The sequence below is a fragment of the Herbaspirillum sp. WGmk3 genome (genome assembly GCF_023952535.1).
Classification (GTDB): domain Bacteria; phylum Pseudomonadota; class Gammaproteobacteria; order Burkholderiales; family Burkholderiaceae_D; genus Herbaspirillum; species Herbaspirillum huttiense.
Genome location: NZ_JAKYWT010000005.1, coordinates 563,194 through 585,764, shown reverse-complemented (window position 1 = coordinate 585,764; position 22,571 = coordinate 563,194). Strand labels below are relative to the sequence as shown.

General features: G+C 63.5%; 24 protein-coding genes. 12 read left to right on the top strand and 12 right to left on the bottom strand.

Features of this window, described 5'->3' with window-relative positions; genetic code table 11:
- Window positions 1–149 precede the first annotated feature (149 nt).
- From MKD49_RS21200 to MKD49_RS21190, 3 genes are all read right to left on the bottom strand, one after another.
- Complete coding sequence (locus MKD49_RS21200; RefSeq protein ID WP_034331814.1) at window positions 150–1,340, bottom strand: phosphoglycerate kinase; 1,191 nt, start codon at window positions 1,338–1,340, stop codon at window positions 150–152.
- 122 nt (window positions 1,341–1,462) lie between these two features.
- Window positions 1,463–1,786 carry an AzlD domain-containing protein gene (locus MKD49_RS21195; RefSeq protein ID WP_039789151.1) on the bottom strand — a complete coding sequence of 108 codons (324 nt, stop codon included), beginning with the start codon at window positions 1,784–1,786 and terminating at the stop codon, window positions 1,463–1,465.
- Complete coding sequence (locus MKD49_RS21190; protein ID WP_252697280.1) at window positions 1,783–2,583, bottom strand: AzlC family ABC transporter permease; 801 nt, start codon at window positions 2,581–2,583, stop codon at window positions 1,783–1,785. Before MKD49_RS21190 ends, MKD49_RS21195 begins: the two co-directional genes overlap by 4 nt.
- Window positions 2,584–2,793: 210 nt before the next feature.
- On the opposite strand from MKD49_RS21190, the gene MKD49_RS21185 reads away from it, so the two are divergent.
- From MKD49_RS21185 to MKD49_RS21165, 5 genes are all read left to right on the top strand, one after another.
- Entirely contained in the window at window positions 2,794–3,714 is a 921-nt protein-coding gene (locus tag MKD49_RS21185; RefSeq protein WP_252697279.1) for a branched-chain amino acid transaminase, read from the top strand.
- A gap of 67 nt (window positions 3,715–3,781) precedes the next feature.
- Window positions 3,782–3,982, top strand: a complete 201-nt coding sequence (locus tag MKD49_RS21180) for a zinc-finger domain-containing protein (protein ID WP_008325571.1) — start codon at window positions 3,782–3,784, stop codon at window positions 3,980–3,982.
- Between the two features lie 68 nt (window positions 3,983–4,050).
- A complete protein-coding gene (locus MKD49_RS21175) occupies window positions 4,051–4,485 on the top strand; it encodes a nuclear transport factor 2 family protein (protein WP_039789157.1) in 435 nt (144 codons plus the stop codon).
- Window positions 4,486–4,543: 58 nt separating this feature from the next.
- Window positions 4,544–5,536 carry a YheT family hydrolase gene (locus MKD49_RS21170; RefSeq protein ID WP_039789159.1) on the top strand — a complete coding sequence of 331 codons (993 nt, stop codon included), beginning with the start codon at window positions 4,544–4,546 and terminating at the stop codon, window positions 5,534–5,536.
- Complete coding sequence (locus MKD49_RS21165; protein ID WP_252697278.1) at window positions 5,529–6,134, top strand: DUF2946 family protein; 606 nt, start codon at window positions 5,529–5,531, stop codon at window positions 6,132–6,134. Before MKD49_RS21170 ends, MKD49_RS21165 begins: the two co-directional genes overlap by 8 nt.
- Window positions 6,135–6,152: 18 nt before the next feature.
- On the opposite strand, the gene MKD49_RS21160 is transcribed toward MKD49_RS21165, so the two are convergent.
- The gene (locus MKD49_RS21160; protein ID WP_252697277.1) at window positions 6,153–7,697 is read right to left on the bottom strand and encodes a M48 family metalloprotease; all 1,545 of its coding nucleotides are present in this window, start codon (window positions 7,695–7,697) and stop codon (window positions 6,153–6,155) included.
- A 147-nt stretch (window positions 7,698–7,844) separates the two neighbouring features.
- On the opposite strand from MKD49_RS21160, the gene moaC reads away from it, so the two are divergent.
- The gene (gene moaC, locus MKD49_RS21155; protein WP_039789163.1) at window positions 7,845–8,351 is read left to right on the top strand and encodes a cyclic pyranopterin monophosphate synthase MoaC; all 507 of its coding nucleotides are present in this window, start codon (window positions 7,845–7,847) and stop codon (window positions 8,349–8,351) included.
- A gap of 104 nt (window positions 8,352–8,455) precedes the next feature.
- Here moaC and MKD49_RS21150 read toward each other — a convergent pair whose 3' ends face one another.
- The 6 genes from MKD49_RS21150 to recA all read right to left on the bottom strand — a co-directional run bounded on the left by MKD49_RS21150 (window position 8,456) and on the right by recA (window position 14,409).
- Window positions 8,456–8,962: a pilin gene (locus MKD49_RS21150; RefSeq protein ID WP_121043020.1), complete on the bottom strand. Its 507-nt coding sequence runs from the start codon at window positions 8,960–8,962 to the stop codon at window positions 8,456–8,458.
- A gap of 202 nt (window positions 8,963–9,164) precedes the next feature.
- Entirely contained in the window at window positions 9,165–9,899 is a 735-nt protein-coding gene (locus MKD49_RS21145) for a TerC family protein (protein ID WP_121043018.1), read from the bottom strand.
- A 181-nt stretch (window positions 9,900–10,080) separates the two neighbouring features.
- Entirely contained in the window at window positions 10,081–10,962 is an 882-nt protein-coding gene (gene sucD, locus MKD49_RS21140; protein WP_013232695.1) for a succinate--CoA ligase subunit alpha, read from the bottom strand.
- Window positions 10,963–11,062: 100 nt separating this feature from the next.
- Window positions 11,063–12,223 (bottom strand): ADP-forming succinate--CoA ligase subunit beta, encoded by a 1,161-nt coding sequence (gene sucC, locus MKD49_RS21135; protein WP_121043016.1) that lies wholly within the window; start codon window positions 12,221–12,223, stop codon window positions 11,063–11,065.
- A gap of 522 nt (window positions 12,224–12,745) precedes the next feature.
- Window positions 12,746–13,210, bottom strand: a complete 465-nt coding sequence (recX, locus tag MKD49_RS21130) for a recombination regulator RecX (RefSeq protein WP_121043014.1) — start codon at window positions 13,208–13,210, stop codon at window positions 12,746–12,748.
- Window positions 13,211–13,359: 149 nt separating this feature from the next.
- Window positions 13,360–14,409: a recombinase RecA gene (gene recA / locus MKD49_RS21125; protein ID WP_034341268.1), complete on the bottom strand. Its 1,050-nt coding sequence runs from the start codon at window positions 14,407–14,409 to the stop codon at window positions 13,360–13,362.
- A 460-nt stretch (window positions 14,410–14,869) separates the two neighbouring features.
- Between recA and MKD49_RS21120 the strand changes: the two genes are divergently transcribed.
- The 6 genes from MKD49_RS21120 (at window position 14,870) to MKD49_RS21095 (ending at window position 20,545) form a co-directional block, all read left to right on the top strand.
- Window positions 14,870–16,498: a response regulator gene (locus MKD49_RS21120; RefSeq protein ID WP_121043012.1), complete on the top strand. Its 1,629-nt coding sequence runs from the start codon at window positions 14,870–14,872 to the stop codon at window positions 16,496–16,498.
- A gap of 2 nt (window positions 16,499–16,500) precedes the next feature.
- A complete protein-coding gene (locus tag MKD49_RS21115) occupies window positions 16,501–17,106 on the top strand; it encodes a sensor histidine kinase KdpD (RefSeq protein ID WP_252697276.1) in 606 nt (201 codons plus the stop codon).
- Between the two features lie 390 nt (window positions 17,107–17,496).
- The gene (locus tag MKD49_RS21110) at window positions 17,497–18,483 is read left to right on the top strand and encodes an aliphatic sulfonate ABC transporter substrate-binding protein (RefSeq protein WP_121043010.1); all 987 of its coding nucleotides are present in this window, start codon (window positions 17,497–17,499) and stop codon (window positions 18,481–18,483) included.
- 4 nt (window positions 18,484–18,487) lie between these two features.
- Entirely contained in the window at window positions 18,488–19,384 is an 897-nt protein-coding gene (locus MKD49_RS21105) for an ABC transporter permease (protein WP_252697275.1), read from the top strand.
- Window positions 19,385–19,403: 19 nt separating this feature from the next.
- A complete protein-coding gene (locus MKD49_RS21100; RefSeq protein WP_121043006.1) occupies window positions 19,404–20,387 on the top strand; it encodes an aliphatic sulfonate ABC transporter substrate-binding protein in 984 nt (327 codons plus the stop codon).
- A complete protein-coding gene (locus MKD49_RS21095) occupies window positions 20,384–20,545 on the top strand; it encodes a hypothetical protein (protein WP_252697274.1) in 162 nt (53 codons plus the stop codon). The genes MKD49_RS21100 and MKD49_RS21095 overlap by 4 nt, the downstream gene beginning before the upstream one ends.
- A gap of 259 nt (window positions 20,546–20,804) precedes the next feature.
- On the opposite strand, the gene MKD49_RS21090 is transcribed toward MKD49_RS21095, so the two are convergent.
- Window positions 20,805–21,767: a Tim44 domain-containing protein gene (locus tag MKD49_RS21090; protein WP_252697273.1), complete on the bottom strand. Its 963-nt coding sequence runs from the start codon at window positions 21,765–21,767 to the stop codon at window positions 20,805–20,807.
- 214 nt (window positions 21,768–21,981) lie between these two features.
- Complete coding sequence (locus MKD49_RS21085; RefSeq protein ID WP_121043002.1) at window positions 21,982–22,404, bottom strand: hypothetical protein; 423 nt, start codon at window positions 22,402–22,404, stop codon at window positions 21,982–21,984.
- Window positions 22,405–22,571 lie beyond the last annotated feature (167 nt).

The window sequence follows — 22,571 nt, the reverse complement described above, 5'->3', positions numbered from 1 at the left end:
CCCGGCCCGATGCAGGGCCGATCAGGCGGAGAGCTTCCGCCCCGAACGCGCGTCTCGGACGCGTTCATCATTGGTGGTGCTACAGACTCAGAATTCGGATGGAACAGCCGGGCGCTGCGCCCGGCAACAGGGCGCAGCGCCGGTGAAGCTTACTGCGCGCGTTGCAGCAGGATCTCGACAGCCGGCAGGGTCTTGCCTTCCAGGAATTCCAGGAAAGCGCCACCACCGGTGGAGATGTAGCCGACCTTGTCGGCAATGTTGTACTTGGCAATGGCGGCCAGGGTATCGCCGCCACCGGCGATCGAGAAGCCGGACGATGCCGCGATGGCCTTGGCCAGGGTTTCGGTGCCACGGCCGAACTGGTCGAACTCGAACACGCCCACCGGGCCGTTCCAGACGATGGTGCCGGCGCGGCCGAGCTGTTCAGCCAGGACGGCAGCGGTCTGGGGGCCGATGTCGAAGATCATGTCGTCGTCAGCCACATCGGCAGCCGCCTTCACGGTGGCTGCAGCGGTCGGGGAGAATTCCTTGCCCACCACGACGTCCGTGGGGATAGGTACCGAAGCGCCGCGCTTGGCCATCAACTCGATGATGGCCTTGGCGTCGTCCACCAGGTCCGGCTCGGCCAGGGACTTGCCGATCTTCAGGCCGGCCGCCAGCATGAAGGTATTGGCGATGCCGCCACCGACGATGAGGTTGTCGACCTTCTCGGCCAGGGTCTTCAGGATGGTCAGCTTGGTGGAGACTTTGGAACCGGCCACGATGGCCACCAGCGGACGGGCCGGCTGGTTCAGGGCCTTGCCCAGCGCATCCAGCTCAGCGGCCAGCAGCGGGCCGGCACAGGCGACGGGGGCAAACTTGGCCACGCCGTAGGTGGTGGCTTCGGCGCGGTGCGCGGTACCGAAGGCGTCATTGACGTAGATATCGCAGAGCTTGGCGATCTTTTGCGCCAGCTCGTCGCTGTTCTTCTTTTCGCCCTTGTTCAGACGGCAATTTTCCAGCAGCACGACCTGGCCGGGCTGCACGTCCACGCCATCGACCCAGTCGGCGACCAGCTTGACTTCACTTCCCAGCAGCTCGGAGAGGCGCTTGGCCACCGGGGCCAGCGAATCTTCGGGCTTGAACTCGCCTTCGGTCGGACGGCCCAGGTGGGAGGTCACCATCACTGCAGCGCCTGCCTGCTGGGCATCGCGAATGGCCGGGACCGAAGCGCGGATGCGGGTATCTTCGGTGATGTTGCCGGCATCATCCTGCGGGACGTTCAGATCGGCACGGATGAAGACGCGTTTGCCTTGCAATTGCTTGGCAGAAATCAAATCGCTCAGTCGGTTGAATTTCATAGGTAGGAATTCGAAGAAGGGGGCGAAAAACGCCGTATTTTACTCCAGCCTGACCCGCTCCTGACGGCTTTTTGGCAGCCTCAACAACATCCGGAGCGCATCCTGGCGCTCTGCGCGAAACTTCATAGCAACCAGCGCAGCAGTGTAAAGAGTGACATTCCTGCCACAATAGTTCCCAAAAGATGACGCGTTGCCGCAAAGAAAACGCCGGCACCGATGCCGGCCAGCAACTTCGGGTTGGCCAGGCTCATCTCGATGGCCCCGCCTGAAGTCACCAGATCCGGGAAGATGATGGCCGCCATGGCCGCTGCCGGCGCGTAGCTCAGGGCATGCTTGACGCGCGGCGGCAGCTTGACCGCATGGCCGAACAGGAAGAAGCCGCTGCGGGTCACCACCGTGGAGATGGTCAGCAGCACGATGGCGCCCCAGACATACCAGTCGCTCATGCCGTCGCCTCTGCATCGCCCTCACTGCCGCTGCCGGGCAGCAGCTTGTCGGCCAGCATCGCCGCCGCCATGCCCAGCACCATGGCCAGCAGCAGGCCCAGCCGGTACGGCAGGTCCAGCGCCAGCACCGCCACCGTACCCGACACCACCACCCCGGCCAGGGCCGGCAGGCTGCTAGTCATGGGGATCATCACGGCGATCAGGGCCAGGGTGCCGGCAAAGCCGATATTCCAGCTTTCCGGAATCTGGCTGCCGAGGAGGATGCCGATGGTCGCGCCGAGCTGCCAAGCAACCCAGCCCGGATAGCAGATCGCCGCAAAATAACCGATCTTGCCGGCAGGTTGATGAAAAGTAGACGGAGGATAGCGCTGCGGAAAGAAGGCCATCGAGATATCGCCATTGAAGAAGCCGTACCAGACCCGGCGATACCAGGGCAGGTGTTCGAAATGCGGTGCCACGGCCGCCGAGAAGATCACGAAGCGCAGGTTGACGATCATGGCGGTGAAGAACACCACCAGCAGCGGCACTCCGGCCGCCAGCAGGGGCAGCGCCGCGAACTGGGCCGACCCGGCATAGACCAGCAAGCTCATGCCCAGCGACTGGTAGATCGTCAGCCCCGACTTGACCATGGCCATGCCCGAAACCATGCCCCAAGCCAGCACGGCGGGAATGGTCGAGGCACTGGCGCGCCAGCCTTCCTGGAAGGCTTCCTTCTCGATGCGGCGGGCAGCGTCAGGGTCGTGCGCGGGGGGATTGCTCCCGGCCCCTGATCGGTCCTCGCCTGTCTCCTTCTGCATTGTTCTTCCGTGGCGATTGAAGAAGCGGCCAGCCGCAAAGGGTCGGCGCGCGTGATGTTGTATGCATTTTCACTCAGTCTTTTCATTCTACAGATGAAAGTTTTTACTCGCGTGAATCCGCTAAAATGGTGCTCTTTGTTCAGTTCGATTTGTCAGAACGGAACAATCCATTTCGGGAAGTTTGCATTCACCGCACACAGGGAGACCACCATGTCCATGGCTGACCGCGACGGCAAGATCTGGAAGGACGGCGCACTGATCGATTGGCGAGACGCCACCATTCACGTACTGACCCACACCCTGCACTATGGCATGGGTGTCTTCGAAGGCGTGCGGGCCTACAAGACCCCGGAAGGCACGGCCATTTTCCGCCTGAAGGAACATACCCAGCGCCTGTTCAACTCGGCCAAGATCTTCCAGATGGAAGTGCCGTTCGACCAGGCCACCCTGGCCGACGCGCAGTGCCAGGTGGTGCGCGAGAACAAGCTGGAATCCTGCTACATCCGCCCGCTGATCTGGATCGGCTCGGAAAAGCTGGGCGTTTCCGCCAAGGGCAACCAGATCCACGTGGCCATTGCAGCCTGGCCGTGGGGTGCCTACCTGGGCGAGGACGGCATCAACAAGGGCATCCGTGTGAAGACCTCTTCCTTCACCCGCCACCACGTCAACGTCTCGCTGGTGCGCGCCAAGGCCAGCGGCTACTACATCAATTCCATCCTGGCCAACCAGGAAGCGCTGGCCGATGGCTACGACGAAGCCCTGCTGCTGGACACGGAAGGTTATGTCTCCGAAGGCTCGGGTGAAAATGTCTTCATCGTCAAGAACGGCAAGATCTATACTCCCGACCTGGCCTCCTGCCTCGATGGCATCACCCGCGACGCCGTGCTGACCATGGCGCGCGACCTGGGCATCGAGGTCATCGAAAAACGCATCACCCGCGACGAGATGTATTGCGCCGATGAAGCTTTCTTCACCGGCACCGCCGCCGAGGTCACGCCGATCCGCGAACTGGATCGCCGCGTCATCGGCAACGGCGGCCGTGGCCCCATCACCGAGAAGCTGCAGACCCTGTTCTTCGACGTGGTCTCGGGGCGGGCACCGCAGTACAAGCACTGGCTCACGCTGGTGTAAGGCGCGGCCGGATCAGCGCAGATTTTCACGTAACAACTTCAGTCAATTGCAAGCAACGGAGAACAAGATGAGCCAAGCTCAAGCATCGCAGGGCGTGATCCTGCTCGAAGGCAAGGACCTGCCGGCCCACTGCCCCAACCCCAGCATGTCGGCCTGGAACTCGCACCCGCGCGTGTTCCTGGAACTGGACGCGCACGGCGCGGCCAAATGTCCGTACTGCGGTACCCAGTACCAGCTGAAACCCGGTACCGTGGTCAAAGGCCACTAACATCGAGCTTTCGCACCAGACACGAGAGGGCCCACAAGGCCCTCTTTTCATCTGATCCGGAGATTGTCATGCCCCGCAACAAACTGATCCATGGTTCGCCCGATGAAATCGAAGCTGCCTACTACGACGCCCTGGCCCGTGCCGACCTGGAGGCGCTGATGGACCTGTGGGCCGATGACGAGGAAATCGTCTGCATCCACCCCGGCGCACAACGCCTGGTCGGCCACGCAGACATCCGCGCCGTATGGGAAGACATCCTTTCCAACGGCGGCCTGCACATCCGCCCGCGCCAGTTGCACGCCACCCAGAACATGATGACCGCCGTGCACAGCGTGGTGGAAGACATCGACCACGGCGGCGACCCGCAGCAGGATGTGCACGTCATCGCCACCAACGTCTACCTCAAGACCGCCCTGGGCTGGCGCATGGTGATGCATCACGCCTCGGTGGCGCCCGGCGCGGCACCGGTGGAGCCGGTGATCAGCGGGGCCATGCTGCATTGACGGCGGCCTGATTTATCCACAGGCGCTTGCGCCATCCGATTCCGAGCAAGGCTGCATCATGCTTTACGTCCCGCCCCGCTGGCTTCCCGGCGGCCATCTCCAGACCATCTATCCGTCCACCTTCCTGCCCAAGCCGAAGGTGGCGTTCCGGCGCGAGCGCTGGGAAGCGCCCGATGGCGATTTCATCGACATCGATTTCGTCGATGGCCAGCCGGGACGGCCGCTGCTGGTGCTGTTCCACGGGCTGGAAGGCTCGTCCGACAGCCACTACAGCCGCGCGCTCATGGCCGAGGTGCAGCGGCGTGGCTGGCATGGGGCGATTCCGCATTTTCGCGGCTGCTCGGGAGAGATCAACCTGGCGCCACGCTTCTATCACTCGGGCGATACCGCCGAGCTGGACTGGATCATCCGCCGCCTCAAGCTGCGCCAGCAAGACCTGGCGGCCACGCACCTGTATGCCTGCGGCGTCTCGCTGGGTGCCAATGCCCTGCTGCGCTGGCTGGGCGAATCCCAGCACGAGGCCGAGATTGTCGACGCCGCCTGCGCGGTGTCTGCCCCGCTGGACCTGGCCGGGGGCGGTGCGGCGCTGGCCAGTGGTTTCAACCGGCTCTATACCTGGGTGTTCCTGCGCACCATGCGGCCCAAGTGCCTGGCCAAGCTGGACCAGTTCCCGGGCCTGTTCGACCGCGAGGCCCTGCTGTCGGCGCGCGATCTCTACGCCTTCGACAACGTCGTCACCGCACCCCTGCACGGCTATCGCAATACCGACGACTACTGGGACCGCGCCAGCGCCAAGCACATCCTGCACGACATCAGCGTGCCCACGCTGGTATTGAATGCGCAGAATGATCCCTTCCTGCCGGCGCGCCACCTGCCGCGCTCGGCGGCACCGGAAGTGGTGCTGGAATATCCCGAACAGGGCGGCCATGTCGGCTTTGCCGCGGGTGGGCCGCCGGGCAGCCTGGCGTGGCTGCCGCAGCGGCTGCTGCATTTCCTGGAAGGCAAGGCGGAGAGCGCCTTCGTGGCCCGCGCGGAGTTGGCCCATGGATGAGATCGTCCGCCAGGCCATGGCCCGTTGGCCCAACGTGCCGTACTGCTTCGGCTGGCTGCGGCTGGATGCGCGCGGACAATGGCGCATGCGCGACGAAAGGGCACAGCAACTGGAACTGCCGGGAGACCCCATCCGCCACCCTGCCCTGCTGGCCTTCATCGACCGCAACTACGCCTGCGACGATAGCGGCCGCTGGTACTTCCAGAACGGGCCGCAGCGGGTGTACGTGGATCTGGAGTGGATGCCGCATATCCTGCGGACCCAGCCGGGCGCGGATGCGCTTGTGCCCTCCCTCATCCTGCATACCCACGCCGCGGTGGAACAAGTCGATGCCGCCTGGATGGATGAACGCGGCCGACTCTACCTGCGCAGCGGCGAGATCATTGCCGGCGTCGATGACCGCGACCTGGCCACCCTGCTGCCCTGCCTGCATCACGCCGGGCAAACAGATGAAGAGGCCCTGCTGCGCTGGCTGGAGGGCACTGAGGATTTGACACTTTCCTTCACCTGGAACGGGCAGGACCTGCCGCTGCAACGCATCGCCAGCGATCAACTGGAACAAACCTTCAGATTCGTCTGTAGCCCCCGTCCCGCCTGACTTTCCGGCGGGCAGGGGTCAGCGGTCTTTGAGCTCCTTCTGCTCATCCTTCCAGCGCGCCTTCCATTCGCGCTCGCGCGCATCGATCTGTGACTGATCGTAGAAAGTCGCATCCGGTGCCTTGCGCGCAATCCCCAACTGATCGATGGCCGCCAGCAGGCTCCCGTTGAGTGCATAGGATTCGGCCAGCGCCAAATGCTGCAGGGCCTGCTTGCCCTGCGCTGCGTAGACCTTGGCCAGCAGCTGCTGCACCTGGGCATCCGAACGATACAGCTGCGCTTGGTCGCGCAGGTAGGCCACGGCCTGGTCGTAGCGGTTGGCGGCGATCAGGGCATCGGCGTACTGGCGCGCGACGCTGCGCGAGATCGGGTACTGCTGGCGCATGCTCTCCGCCACCTGCAGCGCCTGCTGGGTCTGCTTGCGGGCGATCTTGATGTCGATGTCGAGGCTGCCGAAGAAGATGCCGGTCTTCATCGGGATGGCCGCTTCCTGGGCCTCCTTCAATGCGGCCTCGGCCTGCTCGAAGCGGTTCTGGCGGTAGTAGGCGAAAGCCAGGCCATACTTGGCGGCGGCCGTCATCAGCTTGGTATTGCCTTTGGCCTGGTCGGTGAATTTGGCGACGTTGTCGCGCAGGCCCTGCACGCTGTCATTCTGCAAGACCTGGGTACGGGCGCGCGCCAGCTGGAATTCCGGGTTGTCCACGCGCTGCTTGTAGCGCTGGTCGCGGATGCGGGCCTGGATGTCGGCGATACGCTCGGTGGTCAGCGGGTGCGTCATCAGGTAAGGCGGCACGGCATCGCTGTAATTGCGCGAGGCCGTCTGCAAGCGGCCGAAGAAGGTCACCATGCCCGACGGATCGAAGCCGCCATCACGCATGATCTGCAGGCCGATGCGATCGGCCTCGCGTTCGGCATCGCGGCTGAAGTTGAGCTGGCGCTGCACGGCCAGGCCGGTGCCGCCCATCATGGTGGCCATGGCGGCATCGCCCCCGGCCTTGGAGACCCCGGCCAGCGCGCCCAGCACGATGGCCGCCAGCTGGATCATGGAATTCTGCTTCTGCTGGCCCAGCATGCGGGCGATGTGGCGCTGCGCCACGTGGCCGATTTCGTGCGACATCACGCCGGCCAGTTCGGATTCGGACTGCGCCGCCAGCACCAGGCCGCTGTTGACCCCGATGAAGCCGCCCGGCAGCGCGAAAGCGTTCAGCATGGGATCGCGCACCATGAAGAACTGGAAATCGAAGCCAGCCTCGCCGCGTACCTCAGGATGAATGGAGACCAAGTTCTGGCCGAAATTGTTGAGGTATTCCGAGATCGGGCCATCGTCGACATAATCGCGGTCGGTGCGGATGTCGCGCATGATTTCTTCGCCCAGCTTGCGCTCCATCAGCGGCGACAGGCCTTCGCGTTCGGTATCGCCCAGGGTCGGCAGGCCTTGCGCCACGCCGGGATGCGGCAACAGCGTCAAGGGAGCGGCCGGCAGCAGCAGGAAGGTGGCACTGAGCGCACGCATGAGCAGACGGCGCAGGGGGCGGCGGGAAAGTTCAGGAACGGTTCGTTGCATGGACCCAGTCATCGATGGCAGACACATGGTGAAAGCAAGACAGCGGCAGCGGTGCAGGCGGTGCACAGCTCTGCGCTGGCGGCAAGCCGCAGGCTGCCTGCTATGATACCCGCTCCTTTCCCTTCATTTCATCATCAGCGAACCAGCATGAGCACATCCGGCGACTCCGCGCCCAACGGCGGCCTCACCCATTTCGACCAGGGCGGACAAGCGCACATGGTCGATGTCGGCGCCAAGAACGAGACCCATCGCGTGGCGCTGGCCACCGGCGTGATCCGCATGCAGCCGGCCACACTGGCCATCATCGAATCGGGCACGGCCAAGAAGGGCGACGTGCTGGGCATCGCCCGCATCGCCGCCATCATGGCGGCCAAGCGCACGGGCGACCTGATCCCGCTGTGCCATCCGCTGGCCTTGACGCATGTGTCGGTGGAGTTCGAGACCGATGCGGCCAGTTCTTCCGTGCGCTGTACCGCGCGAGTGGAAACCTTCGGCAAGACCGGGGTGGAGATGGAAGCGCTGACGGCCGTGCAGGTCGGGCTGCTGACCGTCTACGACATGAGCAAGGCGGTCGACAAGACCATGGTCATGACCGATATCTGCGTGACCGAAAAGCGCGGGGGCAAGAGCGACATCAGCATGGCGCGCCCTTGAAGCAGCACGCTGCAGCAAATTCGCTGTGGACAAGACAAATCAAAAATGACAAACGCGCCCGAGGGCGCGTTTTTTCATGCTGCCTGCGCTGCTGCAAGCGCAGATCAGCCGCGGCAGTTGGCCGGTGCAAACTTGGCCGGCAGCGTACCGGCGACGAAGCCGGTATTGGCGGTAGCGCCTTCGGGCGTGGCGGCCTGCTTCACATCCTTGGCAGCGCATTGCCACTGGATGGTGCCGGAGGCGATGGTGGGGGTCAGCGTGAGCGTGCCGCCGTCGCCCACGCGCGGGCTGTAAGTGATGGTGATGACACCGCCCACGCCGCGCTTTTCCATCGGCGAAACTTCGATCTTGCTGACGTTGTCGGTCGGGGTGAAGGCCGGCAGGCCCAGTTGCGCCACGGTGAAGACGCCGTTGTTGGAGCTGATCTGCTCGGTCACGGCCAGCTTGTAGGGTTCGGCCAGGTTGAAGCCTTCCGAGACGCGCGCGCGGGCGATGTAGTCCTGGTATTGCGAGGCGCCCAGCATCGCAAGAATGCCGACGATGGCCAGCGTGACCATCAGTTCGAGCAGGGTGAAGCCTTGTTGGGGGCGACGGGTGACGACGGGTTTCATGGGATCCTCGTAAAAATGAAAAGGGCGTTGCCAGTATCGGCAGCGCCGGTCATGCGTACCAGCGAAAAAATTGCAAAGCTATCAGGTTTGTCGTGCTGCGGCGCTGACCTGGCTCAAGCACGGCCGGGTATCGGGCGCCGCGGCACCGGTTCTGGTGTGCAGCGTGCCGGCCATCCCCATGGCCTGCACGCGCCTTTGCCGCTCAGGCGGCCGTTTTCTGGCGCTCCTGCTTCCTGCGCTTGAGCGTCAGGCCGGTCAGCACCACACCGAGCGCACCGACCAGGCCGGGCAGGCTCAGGTGCACCGCAGCGCCCGGCAACACGAATTCGGTGTCGCCAATGAAGCCCTCGATCCAGCCCTGTACCGCGACATCGCTGAAGATCATGCCACCGGCGATGTAGCCCAGCAAGGCTGCACCCAGGGTGACGATGACCGGGAATTTCTCCATCAGCTTCAACACCAGGGTACTGCCCCAGACGATGATGGGGATGCTGACCACGATGCCGAATACCACCAGCAGCAGCTGGTGCTCACCGGCCGCTTGCTCGGCGGCGCTGGCGATGGCGATCACGTTGTCCAGGCTCATCACCAGGTCCGCCACGATCACGGTCTTGACGGCGCCCCACAGGCGGTCGCTGCCGTTGATGTCGGTGTGCTCATCGTCTTCGTTGAGCAGCTTGATGCCAATCCACAGCAACAGGATGCCACCGATCAGCTTGAGGAATGGCAACTGCAGCATCGTCACGGCGAAGGCGATCAGGGCGATGCGGATACCGATCGCACCCACCGTGCCCCAGACGATGCCCTTCATGCGCAGCTTGTCGGGCAGATTGCGGCAGGCCAGGGCGATGACGATGGCATTGTCGCCACCGAGCAGGATATCGATCAGGATGATCTGCACCACGGCGACCCAGTTCAGGTTGGCCAGGAATTCCATGCATGTCCTCTTGGAAAAACAGCGCCTCGGATCGGGCGCATGGCTGGAAGACCGCGTTATGCGCGGTTAGTGCCTCCCATCGGGACGGCTTGCCAGAAATGACATGGGGAGCCGGAGCTCCCCATGCTGGTCTTGCGGTACTGCTTTACTGCCGTGGCTGAGCGAGTCAGCCCGTGGTCAATTACAGCACCGACTTCAGCAGACGGCCCATTTCGGACGGGTTGCGGGTGACCTTGATGCCGCACTCTTCCATGATGGCCAGCTTGGCTTCAGCGGTGTCAGCACCACCGGAGATCAGGGCACCTGCGTGGCCCATGCGCTTGCCCGGGGGCGCGGTCACGCCGGCGATGAAGCCAACCACCGGCTTCTTCATGTTGTCCTTGATCCAGCGTGCAGCGTTGGCTTCGTCAGGACCACCGATTTCACCGATCATGATGACGGCGTCGGTGTCCGGATCGTCGTTGAAGGCCTTCATGACGTCGATGTGCTTCAGACCGTTGATCGGGTCGCCACCGATACCGACGGCGGAGGACTGGCCCAGGCCCAGGGCGGTCAGCTGGCCCACGGCTTCATAGGTCAGGGTGCCCGAGCGGGAAACCACGCCGATGCGGCCCTTCTTGTGGATGTGGCCGGGCATGATGCCGATCTTGATTTCGTCCGGGGTGATCAGGCCGGGGCAGTTCGGGCCCAGCAGCAGGGTCTTGGAACCGGCCTTGGCCATGCGGTCCTTCAGGGCCAGCATGTCACGCACGGGGATGCCTTCGGTGATGCAGATGGCCAGGTCCAGCTCGGCTTCGACGGCTTCCCAGATGGCAGCAGCAGCGCCGGCGGGCGGCACGTAGATCACGGAGACAGTGGCGCCGGTGGCGTTCTTGGCTTCGGTGACGTTGGCATAGATGGGGATGCCTTCGAAGTCTTCACCGGCCTTCTTCGGGTTCACGCCTGCGACGAAGGCATTCTTGCCATTCGCGTAGTCGCGGCACATGCGGGTGTGGAACTGGCCGGTCTTGCCGGTGATACCTTGGGTGATGACCTTGGTGTCTTTGTTGATGAGGATCGACATTTCTCTTCCTTGACTGTGATGCCTGCGCCGCGGGCGGCGCCTGGGCTGCAATCGCTTGCAGCCGGCGGCTCGCGCCGCGCAGGCTTGCGTGTTGGGTTACTTACTTGGCAGCTGCCACGACCTTTTGGGCGGCTTCTTCCATGGAGTCGGCCGAGATGATCGGCAGACCGGAATCGGCCAGCAGCTTCTTGCCCAGGTCTTCGTTGGTGCCCTTCATGCGGACCACCAGGGGCACCTTCAGCGAGACGGCCTTGGAAGCCGCGATCACGCCTTCGGCGATCACGTCACAGCGCATGATGCCGCCGAAGATGTTGACCAGGATGGCCTTCAGTTCGGGGTTCTTCAGCATGATCTTGAAGGCTTCGGTGACCTTCTCGGTGGTGGCGCCGCCGCCCACGTCCAGGAAGTTGGCCGGCTCGCCGCCGAACAGCTTGATGGTGTCCATGGTGGCCATGGCCAGGCCGGCACCGTTGACCAGACAGCCGATGTTGCCGTCCAGGGAGATGTAGGCCAGGTCGAACTTGGAAGCTTCGACTTCAGCCGGATCTTCTTCGTCCAGGTCGCGGTAGGCGACGATTTCCGGGTGACGGAACAGGGCGTTGGAGTCGAAGTTGAACTTGGCGTCCAGGGCGATGACCTTGCCGTCGCCGGTCAGGATCAGGGGGTTGATTTCAGCCAGGGAAGCGTCGGTTTCCCAGTAAGCCTTGTACAGGCCTTGCAGGTTCTGGCGAGCAGCCGGGATCGATGCGGCAGGCACGCCGATCTTGGCAGCCACGTCGTCGGCTTGGGCGTCGGTCAGGCCATCGATCGGGTCGATGATGACGTTGTGGATCTTTTCCGGGTTGCTGTGGGCAACTTCTTCGATGTCCATGCCGCCTTCGCTGGAGGCCATCAGGACGACCTTCTGCGAGACGCGGTCGGTGACCAGGGAAACGTACAGTTCCTTCTTGATGTCCGCGCCTTCTTCGATCAGCAGGCGACGCACCTTCTGGCCTTCAGCGCCGGTCTGGTGGGTGATCAGCTGCATGCCCATGATCTGGTTGGCGTACTCCTTGACCTGCTCGATGGACTTGGCCACCTTCACGCCACCGCCCTTGCCGCGGCCGCCTGCATGGATCTGGGCCTTGACGACCCACACCGGGCCGCCGAGCTTCTGGGCAGCCGCTTCGACTTCGTCGACCGACATGCAAGGAATGCCGCGCGGCACGGTTACGCCGAACTGGCGCAGGATTTCTTTACCCTGATACTCATGGATTTTCATGGGAGCTTCCCTTTAGACACTGAATGAATGAAACTTGCCGGATTGAAATTCGGAAGCCGGCATTGAGCCGGCCGACCAGAAAGCAGACTGCAACCCGCAGGCGGGGGTCGCATCCGTTGCCGGATGGAGTCGGGCGCAGGCGTGAGCTGCGCGGGTTGCGAGTGAATTCGTCGAATTGGGCATATGCATGCCGTCTGCTTTAGTTGGTCTGATAGTCGAAACGCACCAGCTTGCGCCGAAGCGTTCGCATTATCCATTCCTGCTCCTGACGTGGGCCTTGCACCGTTGCGCCGTTTTAACAAACCGGCAACACGCGGTATCTCCTCAGGCTTGCGCGCCGCAGCAAAAACTTCCGAATTCTAGCACACGACAAACGGCCTGTTGGCCGGTAGCGCTAACACCGGGCGCAATGCGCAGGAATTACCATCGGGCAGGACAAGGCCGCACGCCGGTGGGAGATTTCGAGGAAAACGCGGGAAAAATGTGCTTGGCCGGGCCGGCCCTGCTGGATGCAGCTTGGGTTCAGGCGGATTCTTCGTCGTCGGCCCAGGCGGTCTGGAAGGCTTCGCGGATGCTGCGATGGGAAAAACCGCGCTGCTGGAGGAAGCGCATCTGTTTGGCGCGGGTCTCGGCATCCTCGGGAGGTGCGGCGTACTTGCGGCGCAGCACCTGCGCGGCACGCTCGCCCTCCCCGGCGGCCAGATCGGCCTTCAGTTCGGCGATGGCTTCACCTTCAATGCCATGGCCGTGAAGTTCGGAGATGATGCGCTGATTGCCGTAGCGCGCCGAGCGGCGATGCACGAGCGATTCGGAAAAACGTTCCTGGGAAAGGAAACGGGACTGCTCCAGCCATTGCAGGAGCTCTTCGATGTCATCGCCCTCTTGCGCGTAAGGGGCAAGCTTACGCGCAAGTTCCTGGCGACTATGCTCACGTGAAGAGAGATATTTGAGCGCCCTTGCTTTCAGGCTGATCGGCGGTCTTGGCATGTTGCGAACTTGCTGTACTGCGGTATTACCTCCCCCTGAGACCGCCAACACAGCACGGCACCAGCGAGATAAACAAGCCACCATCACGACACCCAGGGCTCAGGCAAACCCTGTCGCCGCGATGGCGCTTGAATCCTTTAAGCGCGGATTCAGGAAGCCTTGGCTTCCGCTTCGCCACCGGCCAGTTCCGGCACGCCCAGGGCGACACGGACCTTGTTCTCGATCTCGCGAGCCAGTTCCGGATGTTCCTTCAGGTAGTTACGGGCATTGTCCTTGCCCTGGCCGATGCGCTCGCCGTTGTAGCTGTACCAGGCACCGGACTTCTCGACCACCTTGTGTTCCGAACCCAGGTCCAGGATCTCGCCTTCGCGGGAAGTGCCTTCGCCATACAGGATGTCGAAGTGGGCTTCGCGGAACGGGGGCGCAACCTTGTTCTTGACGACCTTGACCTTGGTTTCGCTGCCGATGACTTCATCACCCGACTTGATCGAACCGGTGCGGCGGATGTCCAGGCGCACGGAAGCGTAGAACTTCAGCGCGTTACCGCCGGTGGTGGTTTCCGGGTTGCCGAACATGACACCGATCTTCATGCGGATCTGGTTGATGAAGATCACGGTGGTGTTGGTGCGGTTGATGCTGCCGGTGAGCTTGCGCAGCGCCTGCGACATCAGGCGGGCTTGCAGGCCCGGCAGGGAATCGCCCATGTCGCCTTCGATTTCAGCCTTGGGGGTCAGCGCGGCCACGGAGTCGACCACGATCAGGTCCACCGCACCGGAGCGCACCAGGGCGTCGCAGATTTCCAGGGCTTGTTCGCCGGTGTCGGGCTGCGAGATCAGCAGGTCGTTCAGGTTTACGCCCAGCTTTTGCGCGTAGGTGACATCCAGCGCGTGCTCGGCGTCGATGAAGGCGCAGGTGCCGCCCAGTTTCTGCATTTCGGCGATCGATTGCAGGGTCAGGGTGGTCTTGCCCGAGGATTCGGGACCGTAGATTTCGATCACGCGGCCGCGCGGCAGGCCGCCGATGCCCAGGGCGATGTCCAGGCCCAGGGAGCCGGTGGACACGGACTGGATTTCCTCAGCGATGACGCCATCTTCCATGCGCATCACCGAGCCCTTGCCAAACTGCTTTTCAATCTGTGCCAACGCGGCGGCCAGCGCCTTGCTCTTTTCAGAGTTGTTCGCAGCTTTTTTGTCGTCCATAAATCTCTCTCGGCAAAATGTCGTGAAGACGGGTGTCAGGGGGAGTCTTGCTGATGTTGCTTGAATGTTGCTTGGATCTTGCTCGCGGTGGCTGGCCATCGCTGGCAGGCCGCGGGTGTTGCCCGGGGGGCAGTGGATGACCGCCCCGATAGAGCGATACTGTATAAAAAAACAGTGCTTAGTGCAAGCGTTTTTGTCGGCCCTAATTCCATCCGTGGGCGAAAACCACAATTATACGAGAGCCCGCCCCGCCAAAAACTTCATAAATCGCAGACGAATGATGCATGGAAGGAAAAAAAACGGCACACTCGCGAGTTGGGGGGAATAATTCGTCAGCAATGGCTTAATTGGCAACAATAGTCGTCATCTTGCACGATATTGCGCTGCGGCAATTATTCAGCCCACGGCATTCCGCAATCCCGAACAGATCGCCTTACAGATCGCTTTACAGACCGTTCTCATGAGTTTAGTGCCCTTCAGCCACATCAGCGCCCTGCGCTGCCTGGTCATCGACGACATGCCGACGATGCGCCAGAACATTCGCATGCACCTCGGGCAGCTCGGCGTGACCAAGGTCGACCAGGCTGCCACGCCCGATGAAGCCATCCGCTTCGTGCAGTCCGGCACCTATGACCTGATCATCTGCGACTACAACCTCAACAAGGAAAGCAACGGGCAGCAGCTGCTGGAGTTCTTCCGCACCCAGAACATGCTCTCGCCGACCTGCATGTTCATCATGGTGACGGCCGAGAGCGGCTACAACCTGGTGGCCAGCGCCGCCGAGTTCCAGCCCGACGCCTACATGTTGAAGCCGCTGACGGCCAGCCGCATCGCCGAACGCGTGGACCGCCTGCTGGAAAAGCAGCACGCCATGCTGCCGGTGACCGAGAAGATGAAGCGCAAGGACATCACCGGCGCCATCATCGAATGCGACAACGTGCTCAAGTCGGCGCCCAAGTGGATCGTCGAGATCATGAAGACCAAGGGCACGCTGCTGATCGAACAGCGCCGCATCGACGAAGCGCGCGAGGTCTACAAGCAGGCCCTGGCCATGCGCGACGACCTGGTGTGGGCCAAGATCGGCCTGGCCCGCTGCAACATCGTGGCCGGCCAGATGGATGATGCGCGCGTGATCGTGCAAGACGTACTGGCGCAGAACAAGCAGTTCATCGCCGCCTACGACCTGATGGCGCAGATCGACGAAGCCCAGGGCAACCAGGAAGGCGCGCTGGAGGCGCTGACCAAGTCTTCCGAGATCATCCCCTCGGCGCGCCGCAGCCGCCTGGTGGGCGACGTGGCCTACCGCAGCGGCCATCTCGACCAGGCGCGCGAGGCTTATGACAAGGTGCTGAAGCACACCAAGGGTTCGCTCACCGCGCAACCGACCGACCTGCTCTCGCTGGCCCAGGTGCACATCGACAGCGGCGACCCGGATGCCGCGCTGCGTTTGCTGGAAAGCGCGCCGCGCCGCTACGAGGAATCCAACCTCTTCGTCTCCGCGCAGGCCGCCGTGCAGGCCCAGGCCTACGTCCAGCTGGGCGACACCATCTCGGCCCAGCAAGCCTTCGAGACGGCCCGCCAGGCGGCCGGCAAGGAAGCCTCGGACACCGCCACCCTGGCGCTGGCCAAGGCCGCCTTCTCGATGGGCAAGGATGAGGAAGGTGCCAAGCTGATCGCCGAGGCGGTCAAGTCCGACCACGAGAACAAGACCCTGCAGATGCTGGCGCGCAAGGTGCTGGCCGATACCGGCCGCGCCAACCTGGCCGAAGAGCTCATCGACGGTGCCGTCAAGCACTGCATGAGCATCATCGCCGAAGCCAATGCCCTCATGCGCAGCGCCAAGCCCGACGAGTCGCTGGCGCGGCTGGAAGAGGCGCTGGCCAGCATGCCGGAGAACACCGGCGTGCTGCTGGCGGCCGCCCAGCTGCATCTGCTGTGGATGAGCCAGCGCGGCTGGAACGAAGAATACGTCAAGCGCGTGCGCCGCTACCTGGCCACCCTGGACCGCCTGATTCCCGGCAACGATAGAGTCGCGAAGATGCACAAATTCCTGCGCGACACCCTGACCAAAGTAGCCCCGAAGAGCTGACCATGGATCCCAAGCTTGCCGCGATCATCATTCACGACATCAAAAACTCACTGGGCGTGCTGGAGGGGGAATTGCGCCGCCTGTCCGACGACGTGCCGCGCGTCCAGCAGGCCCATGTCACCTGCCTGGCCCTGCAGGAAAAACTGATCGCCTTCCTGACCCTCTACAAGGCCGATTCCCAGGGCCTGCGCGCGCAGGTCGAGGCGGTCTCGCCGCTGGACTTCCTCGATGCGCTGGTGCGCGAGCACGGCGTCTCCCGCAGCAGCGACATCACCCTGCGGGTGGACGAAACCGACATGCCGGTGATCGGCTTCTTCGATGAACACCTGGTGGCGCTGGCGCTGGAAGCGGCGCTGCAGAATGCCAGCCGCTTTGCTCGCTCGCAGATCGCGCTGGGCTGCCGCAAGCATCCGGAAGGCGGCGTGATCTTCACGGTGCGCGACGATGGCCCCGGCATCGGCACCCAGGAAAAGAAGCCGTCCACCGGATTGGGCATGGATCTGTGCAATGCCATTGCCACCGCCCACAACAAGGAGACCCGGCATGGCGAAGCGCGCCTGTCCAATCATCCGGATGGTGGTGCGCTGTTCGAACTGTGCCTGCCGTAAATCGATGAGGCGCGTACGGAGACGCATCTTCTCCGTGGCCTCATCGTCCGCCTCGTCCTCCTCTCTCTGCCTGGCCGGTCTGCCACTCCTGCAGCGGACTACATGACTGAAGGGCCGCATCCCGTCTCCTCTACACAACTGCATCTGTACATCTCTGCACCTCTGCACCTCTGCATCTCTGCATGAGGACATGACGGCCATCGGCCGCCATGGAATGCCCCCCGTTCGGGCCTGCGGCCACATGCGCCGCCCGCATATGCAAGCGCGAAAATAGTCGTTCTTCCGCCAGAGCTTCGTCCTTAGAGTGTCGGTTTGTCCCGCCTGTGCGGCCGGCCATGGCCGTGCTGCGCCACCTCGTGCGGGGCGATCCAACCAAGTGAGAACCCATTCATGCAACGCAGAGACTTCCTGCGCCTGGCCCCCGCCGCGCTCGGCGCTACCGTACTGGGCAGCGCGCCCCTGCTGGCGCGTGCCGCACAGCCGCCCAAGACCATCCGCCTGGACTATGCCTACTACTCGCCGCCCAGCCTGGTGCTGCGCAAGTTCGGCTGGCTGGAGGAAGACCTCAAGGCGCAAGGCACGGAAGTCAAATGGGTCCTCAGCGCCGGCAGCAACCGCGCGCTCGAATATCTCAACAGCGACAGCGTGGACTTCGGCAGCACCGCCGGCCTGGCTGCCCTGCTGGCACGGGCCAACGGCAATCCGGTCAAGGCGGTGTACATCTATTCGCGTCCGGAATGGACGGCGCTGGCGGTGGGCAAGGAGTCGACGGTGAAGTCCATCACCGAACTCAAGGGCAAGAAGATCGCCGCCACCAAGGGCACCGATCCGTATCTCTTCCTGCTGCGCGCACTGCATGAGAATGGCCTCAAGAAGAGCGACGTCGAAATCGTCCACCTGCAGCACGCCGATGGCCGCGCCGCACTGGAACAGGGCCGTGTGGCCGCGTGGGCCGGGCTCGATCCCCATCTGGCTGCCAGCGAACTGGAAGCCGGATCACGCCTGATCTACCGCAACGTCAACTTCAACACCTACGGTTTCCTCAACGTCAGCGACACGTTCGCCGCCCGTCATCCGGACCAGGTCAAGCGCGTGCTCGCCGCCTATGAACGTGCGCGCACCTGGATCATCGCCCATCCCGATGAGACCGTGGCCCTGCTGTCGGAAGAGTCCAAGCTGTCGGCCCCGGTGGCGCGCCTGCAACTGAAGCGCAACGATTTTTCCCAACCGCAGATCGGCCGCGAACACATCGAAGCGCTGCGCGCAGCCTCGCCCATCCTGCTGGAAGAAGACCTGGTCAAGAGCGGCACCGACCTGCCGCGCACCATCAATGCCTTGATCGATCCCAGCTATGCGCAGGGCGTGGTGAAGGCCTGAGGCCATGGCTGATCCCATCCCGCTTCCGGCCACGCTGCAGGCCACGCCCCAGCTGGACGGCGCCAAGCCGCCCGTGGCGCGCGCGGCCACCCCGCGCCGCCGGGGCTGGCCGCATGACGATGGCTATCGCCCGGGGCGTTTCACCGGCTGGATCGTTCCTTTGCTGTTCCTGCTGGCGGTAGAAGCCGGTGCGCGGCTGGATTGGATTCCCGCGCGCCTGCTGCCGCCGCCCAGCGAGCTGGCACACACCCTGTGGTCACTGGCGCAGCGCGGTGAATTGCTGCCGCATATCGCTGCCAGTCTCGCCCGTGTGGCTTCCGGCTTCGTGATCGGCAGCGTGCTGGCGGTGGCCCTGGGGCTACTGGTCGGCATCAGCCGCCGCGCCGAAGCCCTGCTGGAACCCAGTTTCCAGGCGCTGCGCGCCATCCCGAGCCTGGCCTGGATTCCGCTCCTGCTGCTGTGGCTGGGCATCGACGAAACGCCCAAGGTAGTGTTGATTGCCATCGGTGCGTTTTTCCCGGTGTACCTGAATCTGGTGGCCGGCATTCGCGACATCGACCACAAGCTGATCGAAGTCGGCACCAGCTCCGGCCTCAGCACCGGCGAACTGATCCGCCACATCCTGCTGCCAGCCTCCCTGCCCTACCTGTTTGCCGGCCTGCGCGGGGGACTGAGCCTGGCGTGGATGTTCCTGGTGGCGGCCGAACTGATCGCTGCCACCAAGGGCGTGGGCTACCTGCTCTCGGATGGGCGCGAAAGCAGCCGGCCGGACCTGGTGCTGTCCGCGATCCTGATCCTGGCCCTGCTGGGCAAAGTCAGCGACAGCCTGTTGCGCGCCGTCGAACAGAAAAGCCTGGGCTGGCGCGACGCACGCCGGCAATCCAGCCAGCAGAAATCCTGACCTACTTTTGAGCTTATCCATGTCCCTTCACGACCACGCATCCAACCGCCGCCGCTTCCTCAAGACCGGCGCGGCACTGGGTCTGGGCGCCCTGGCGCCGGCCAGCGTGCTGGCCCAGAGCAACCAGGCCATCCGCATCGGCTATCAGAAATCCTCGACGCTGCTGACCATCCTGAAAGCCAACGGCACCCTGGAAAAGCTGCTGGCACCGAGCGGGGCCAAGATCAGCTGGCATGAATTCGCCAGCGGCCTGCCGCTGCTGGAGGCGCTCAATGTAGGCGGCGTCGACCTGAGTGCCGACGTGGCCGATACCGTACCCGTGTTCGCCCAGGCCGCCGGCGCCAAACTGGCTTACATCGCGCAGGAATCGCCCTCGCCCGCCGCACAGGCCATCGTGGTGCGGGCCGATTCGCCACTGCGCACGGCCAGCGATCTCAAGGGCAAGAAGATCGCCGTGACCAAGGCGGCCGGCGTGCATTACCTGCTGATCGCCACGCTGGAAAAAGCCGGATTGAAATTCAGCGATGTGCAGCCCGCCTACCTGTCGCCGGCGGATGGCCGCGCCGCCTTCGAACGCGGCAGCGTCGACGCCTGGGTCACCTGGGACCCATTCCTGGCGGGCGTGCAGCGGCAGTCGCAGGTGCGCATCCTCTCCGACGGACGCGGCGTAGCCGATTACCAGCGCTACTACCTGGCCTCGGCCAGCTTCGCGCAGGCGCGGCCCGAGGTCTTGCGGGTGGTGTTCGATGAACTGAAGAAGACCGGCCTCTGGGTCAAGCAACAGCCGCGCGAGGCAGCCGCGTTCCTGGCCCCGCTCTGGGGACTGGATGCGGATACCATCGAACTGGCCAACAGCCGCCGCAGCTACGAGGTACGTGCGGTCAAGCGCGAGGCGTTGGGCGAGCAGCAACGCATCGCCGATACCTTCTTCGCCGCCGGCCTGTTGCCCAAGAAGGTCGACACGGCCGACGTCGCCATCTGGGCCGCCGACAAGGTGGCATGAGCATGGACGGACTGGACCAGATCACGCTGGTATTGCTGGTCATCCTGGTGGTGGTGGCGCTGCTGTTTCCCTTGTCGGACGGACGTCTTCCCCGACGCGACCGGGATCGGGAGCGCCCCGGCACTGCGCCGGACGAGCAATCTCACAAGCGCCGCTGATGCGGTGCTTTTTTTATGGGACGCTGCGATACGAAGGAAAAGGCCGGAACAGGAAAGATGATGCCCGCCACTTGGGCGGCTCCGGACCGAAATGAAGAAAACTTCAGGCGTGGAATGCAGAACAAAGCGAACAAAAAAAACCGCCGGCAAAAGCCGGCGGTAAAACGGACTGGCGACGCTCATCCACTAACCGCCGCCTTCCGCGCCAAACTGAACCTTGCTACATGAACGTTCTTGCCAATTTGTCCGGGCCGGTGACTCAGCCCTGGACCGGATCGAGCTGCTGGATACCTGCCAGCACCCAGCCGCCCTGGCCGGCAGCCGGCTTGGACAGGTTCCAGATCTCGGCAAACTGGGCCGGCGAGGCGGTCGGATCTTCCTTGATGAAGCCGAAGAACTTCACGCTGGCCAGGTAATCATTGCCCACGGTTTCCACGCCCAGCACTTCCGCATCCAGCGAGACCACGTCGGTCTGGTTGGCAGCAGCACCGCGTTCCTGGATCTGCAGGCGCAGCTCGGCAAACATCTCGGGCGTCGTGAATTCGCGGATGTCGTTGATGTCAGCCTTGTCCCATGCCGCTTGCAGGCGGATGAAGTAGGTCTTGGCATTGCGCACGAAGCCCACGGTGTCGAAACCGGCCGGGATACCGTAGGCAGGCGCTGCCTCGGCATTGCCGAAACCACCACCGAAACCGCTCTGGGTGGTCGAGGCGGCGGACTGGTCGGTCTTGAGCATGGAACCGATCTGCGGCGTGGACGATGCGTTGTCAGCCGCTTGCGGTGCAGCGCTGGCCCAGGCCGGAGCCGGTTGCGCGGACTGTGCCGATTCCGACTTGCGGCGGAACAGGCGGATCACGAACATGATCGCCAGGGCAATCAGGGCCACGGTCAGGATGGTGCTGATCATGCTGGCCAGTGCGCCACCCAGGCCGAAGTGCGACAGCAGCGCGCCCAGGCCCAGGCCCAGCAAGGCGCCACCCAGCAGGCCCTTCCACATGCTCGGCTTGGCGGCGGCTGCAGCCGGAGCGGCAGCAGGCGCGGCCGGCTTGGCAGCGGCGGCCTGGTTCTGCTGCATCGGGGCAGGGCTCTGCGCCTGACGGCTGGCGCTGGAAGACTGTTTGCCGATCGAACCGCCACCGCCAAGACGCTTGGCTTCGACGGCCGACATGCCAACAGACAGCGTCATGACCGCCACTATCAGCGCGACAAATGCTTTTTTCATGCTATCTCCTAAAGGATTCTGATGATGTGATGCGGTCACATCGGCCGTAATTCGGAATCACTGGAACAGGTGTGCCCTGGAGGATCAGCACCGGCGCGGGCAGGCCGACGCTGGCCGCGCACGCGCAGGGTCCTGCTGTCGCACGGCGCGAAGCCTCAATCCATCAGGGGCAGTTCAGCGGGCGCAGCAAAACCTGTCGCGCGTGGCGACGGGATCAGGCCCGGGGAGGACGTCCTGCGCGGGGCAGGAACGGGGGTTGCAGGGCGGCATCGCTACGCAGAGCGGGCGCCAGGCGGGAAGTTTGCGGCACCATGGCCAGGGATTGCATCAGCACGGGCTCGTCACCGATACCGGCGTGCGTGGAGAAATCTTCACCGCTGTCGGCGTAACCGGTGCTGTCGTCATCGCTGCCGGCGGCATCGGCCACCAGGGCGTGCGACTGGTCATCACTGAGTGAAGCGGCCTGGTCGGACAGGGAAACGGTCTTGGACACCAGATGCTGGGTCGCCACGGCGGCTTGCACCGGGGCCGGGACTGCGAAGTCGGTTGCGGCCATCGAGCTGGCGTACGTCAGCACCGCTGCAAATACTTGCACCGGGAGCAGACAGATCAGCAGCAGGACCCACAAACGTTTCATCAGATTTTCCAGCGGTTTTCCAGAAATGGATGCGAGAAATTATATCAACAAAAATTGCGCTGCCAGCAAGTAAATCTTGCTGACGCCTCCTACTATAAGGCCTAAGCTTCAGACTTCAATGCCCCGATCTGAATTGTTACACTTCAAACCCGCGACCTGACCTGTCT

Excerpts from the sequence above, each read along its gene's own strand:
- MKD49_RS21095 (WP_252697274.1), top strand. The coding sequence starts at position 20,384 with ATGAGCATGGACGGACTGGACCAGATCACGCTGGTATTGCTGGTCATC.
- MKD49_RS21190 (WP_252697280.1), bottom strand. The coding sequence starts at position 2,583 with ATGCAGAAGGAGACAGGCGAGGACCGATCAGGGGCCGGGAGCAATCCC.
- MKD49_RS21200 (WP_034331814.1), bottom strand. The coding sequence starts at position 1,340 with ATGAAATTCAACCGACTGAGCGATTTGATTTCTGCCAAGCAATTGCAA.
- MKD49_RS21185 (WP_252697279.1), top strand. The coding sequence starts at position 2,794 with ATGTCCATGGCTGACCGCGACGGCAAGATCTGGAAGGACGGCGCACTG.
- MKD49_RS21105 (WP_252697275.1), top strand. The coding sequence starts at position 18,488 with ATGGCTGATCCCATCCCGCTTCCGGCCACGCTGCAGGCCACGCCCCAG.
- sucD (WP_013232695.1), bottom strand. The coding sequence starts at position 10,962 with ATGTCGATCCTCATCAACAAAGACACCAAGGTCATCACCCAAGGTATC.
- moaC (WP_039789163.1), top strand. The coding sequence starts at position 7,845 with ATGAGCACATCCGGCGACTCCGCGCCCAACGGCGGCCTCACCCATTTC.
- MKD49_RS21090 (WP_252697273.1), bottom strand. The coding sequence starts at position 21,767 with ATGAAAAAAGCATTTGTCGCGCTGATAGTGGCGGTCATGACGCTGTCT.
- MKD49_RS21195 (WP_039789151.1), bottom strand. The coding sequence starts at position 1,786 with ATGAGCGACTGGTATGTCTGGGGCGCCATCGTGCTGCTGACCATCTCC.
- MKD49_RS21115 (WP_252697276.1), top strand. The coding sequence starts at position 16,501 with ATGGATCCCAAGCTTGCCGCGATCATCATTCACGACATCAAAAACTCA.
- recA (WP_034341268.1), bottom strand. The coding sequence starts at position 14,409 with ATGGACGACAAAAAAGCTGCGAACAACTCTGAAAAGAGCAAGGCGCTG.
- MKD49_RS21145 (WP_121043018.1), bottom strand. The coding sequence starts at position 9,899 with ATGGAATTCCTGGCCAACCTGAACTGGGTCGCCGTGGTGCAGATCATC.
- MKD49_RS21110 (WP_121043010.1), top strand. The coding sequence starts at position 17,497 with ATGCAACGCAGAGACTTCCTGCGCCTGGCCCCCGCCGCGCTCGGCGCT.
- MKD49_RS21150 (WP_121043020.1), bottom strand. The coding sequence starts at position 8,962 with ATGAAACCCGTCGTCACCCGTCGCCCCCAACAAGGCTTCACCCTGCTC.
- MKD49_RS21165 (WP_252697278.1), top strand. The coding sequence starts at position 5,529 with ATGGATGAGATCGTCCGCCAGGCCATGGCCCGTTGGCCCAACGTGCCG.
- MKD49_RS21180 (WP_008325571.1), top strand. The coding sequence starts at position 3,782 with ATGAGCCAAGCTCAAGCATCGCAGGGCGTGATCCTGCTCGAAGGCAAG.
- sucC (WP_121043016.1), bottom strand. The coding sequence starts at position 12,223 with ATGAAAATCCATGAGTATCAGGGTAAAGAAATCCTGCGCCAGTTCGGC.
- MKD49_RS21170 (WP_039789159.1), top strand. The coding sequence starts at position 4,544 with ATGCTTTACGTCCCGCCCCGCTGGCTTCCCGGCGGCCATCTCCAGACC.
- MKD49_RS21085 (WP_121043002.1), bottom strand. The coding sequence starts at position 22,404 with ATGAAACGTTTGTGGGTCCTGCTGCTGATCTGTCTGCTCCCGGTGCAA.
- MKD49_RS21160 (WP_252697277.1), bottom strand. The coding sequence starts at position 7,697 with ATGCAACGAACCGTTCCTGAACTTTCCCGCCGCCCCCTGCGCCGTCTG.
- MKD49_RS21100 (WP_121043006.1), top strand. The coding sequence starts at position 19,404 with ATGTCCCTTCACGACCACGCATCCAACCGCCGCCGCTTCCTCAAGACC.
- recX (WP_121043014.1), bottom strand. The coding sequence starts at position 13,210 with ATGCCAAGACCGCCGATCAGCCTGAAAGCAAGGGCGCTCAAATATCTC.
- MKD49_RS21120 (WP_121043012.1), top strand. The coding sequence starts at position 14,870 with ATGAGTTTAGTGCCCTTCAGCCACATCAGCGCCCTGCGCTGCCTGGTC.
- MKD49_RS21175 (WP_039789157.1), top strand. The coding sequence starts at position 4,051 with ATGCCCCGCAACAAACTGATCCATGGTTCGCCCGATGAAATCGAAGCT.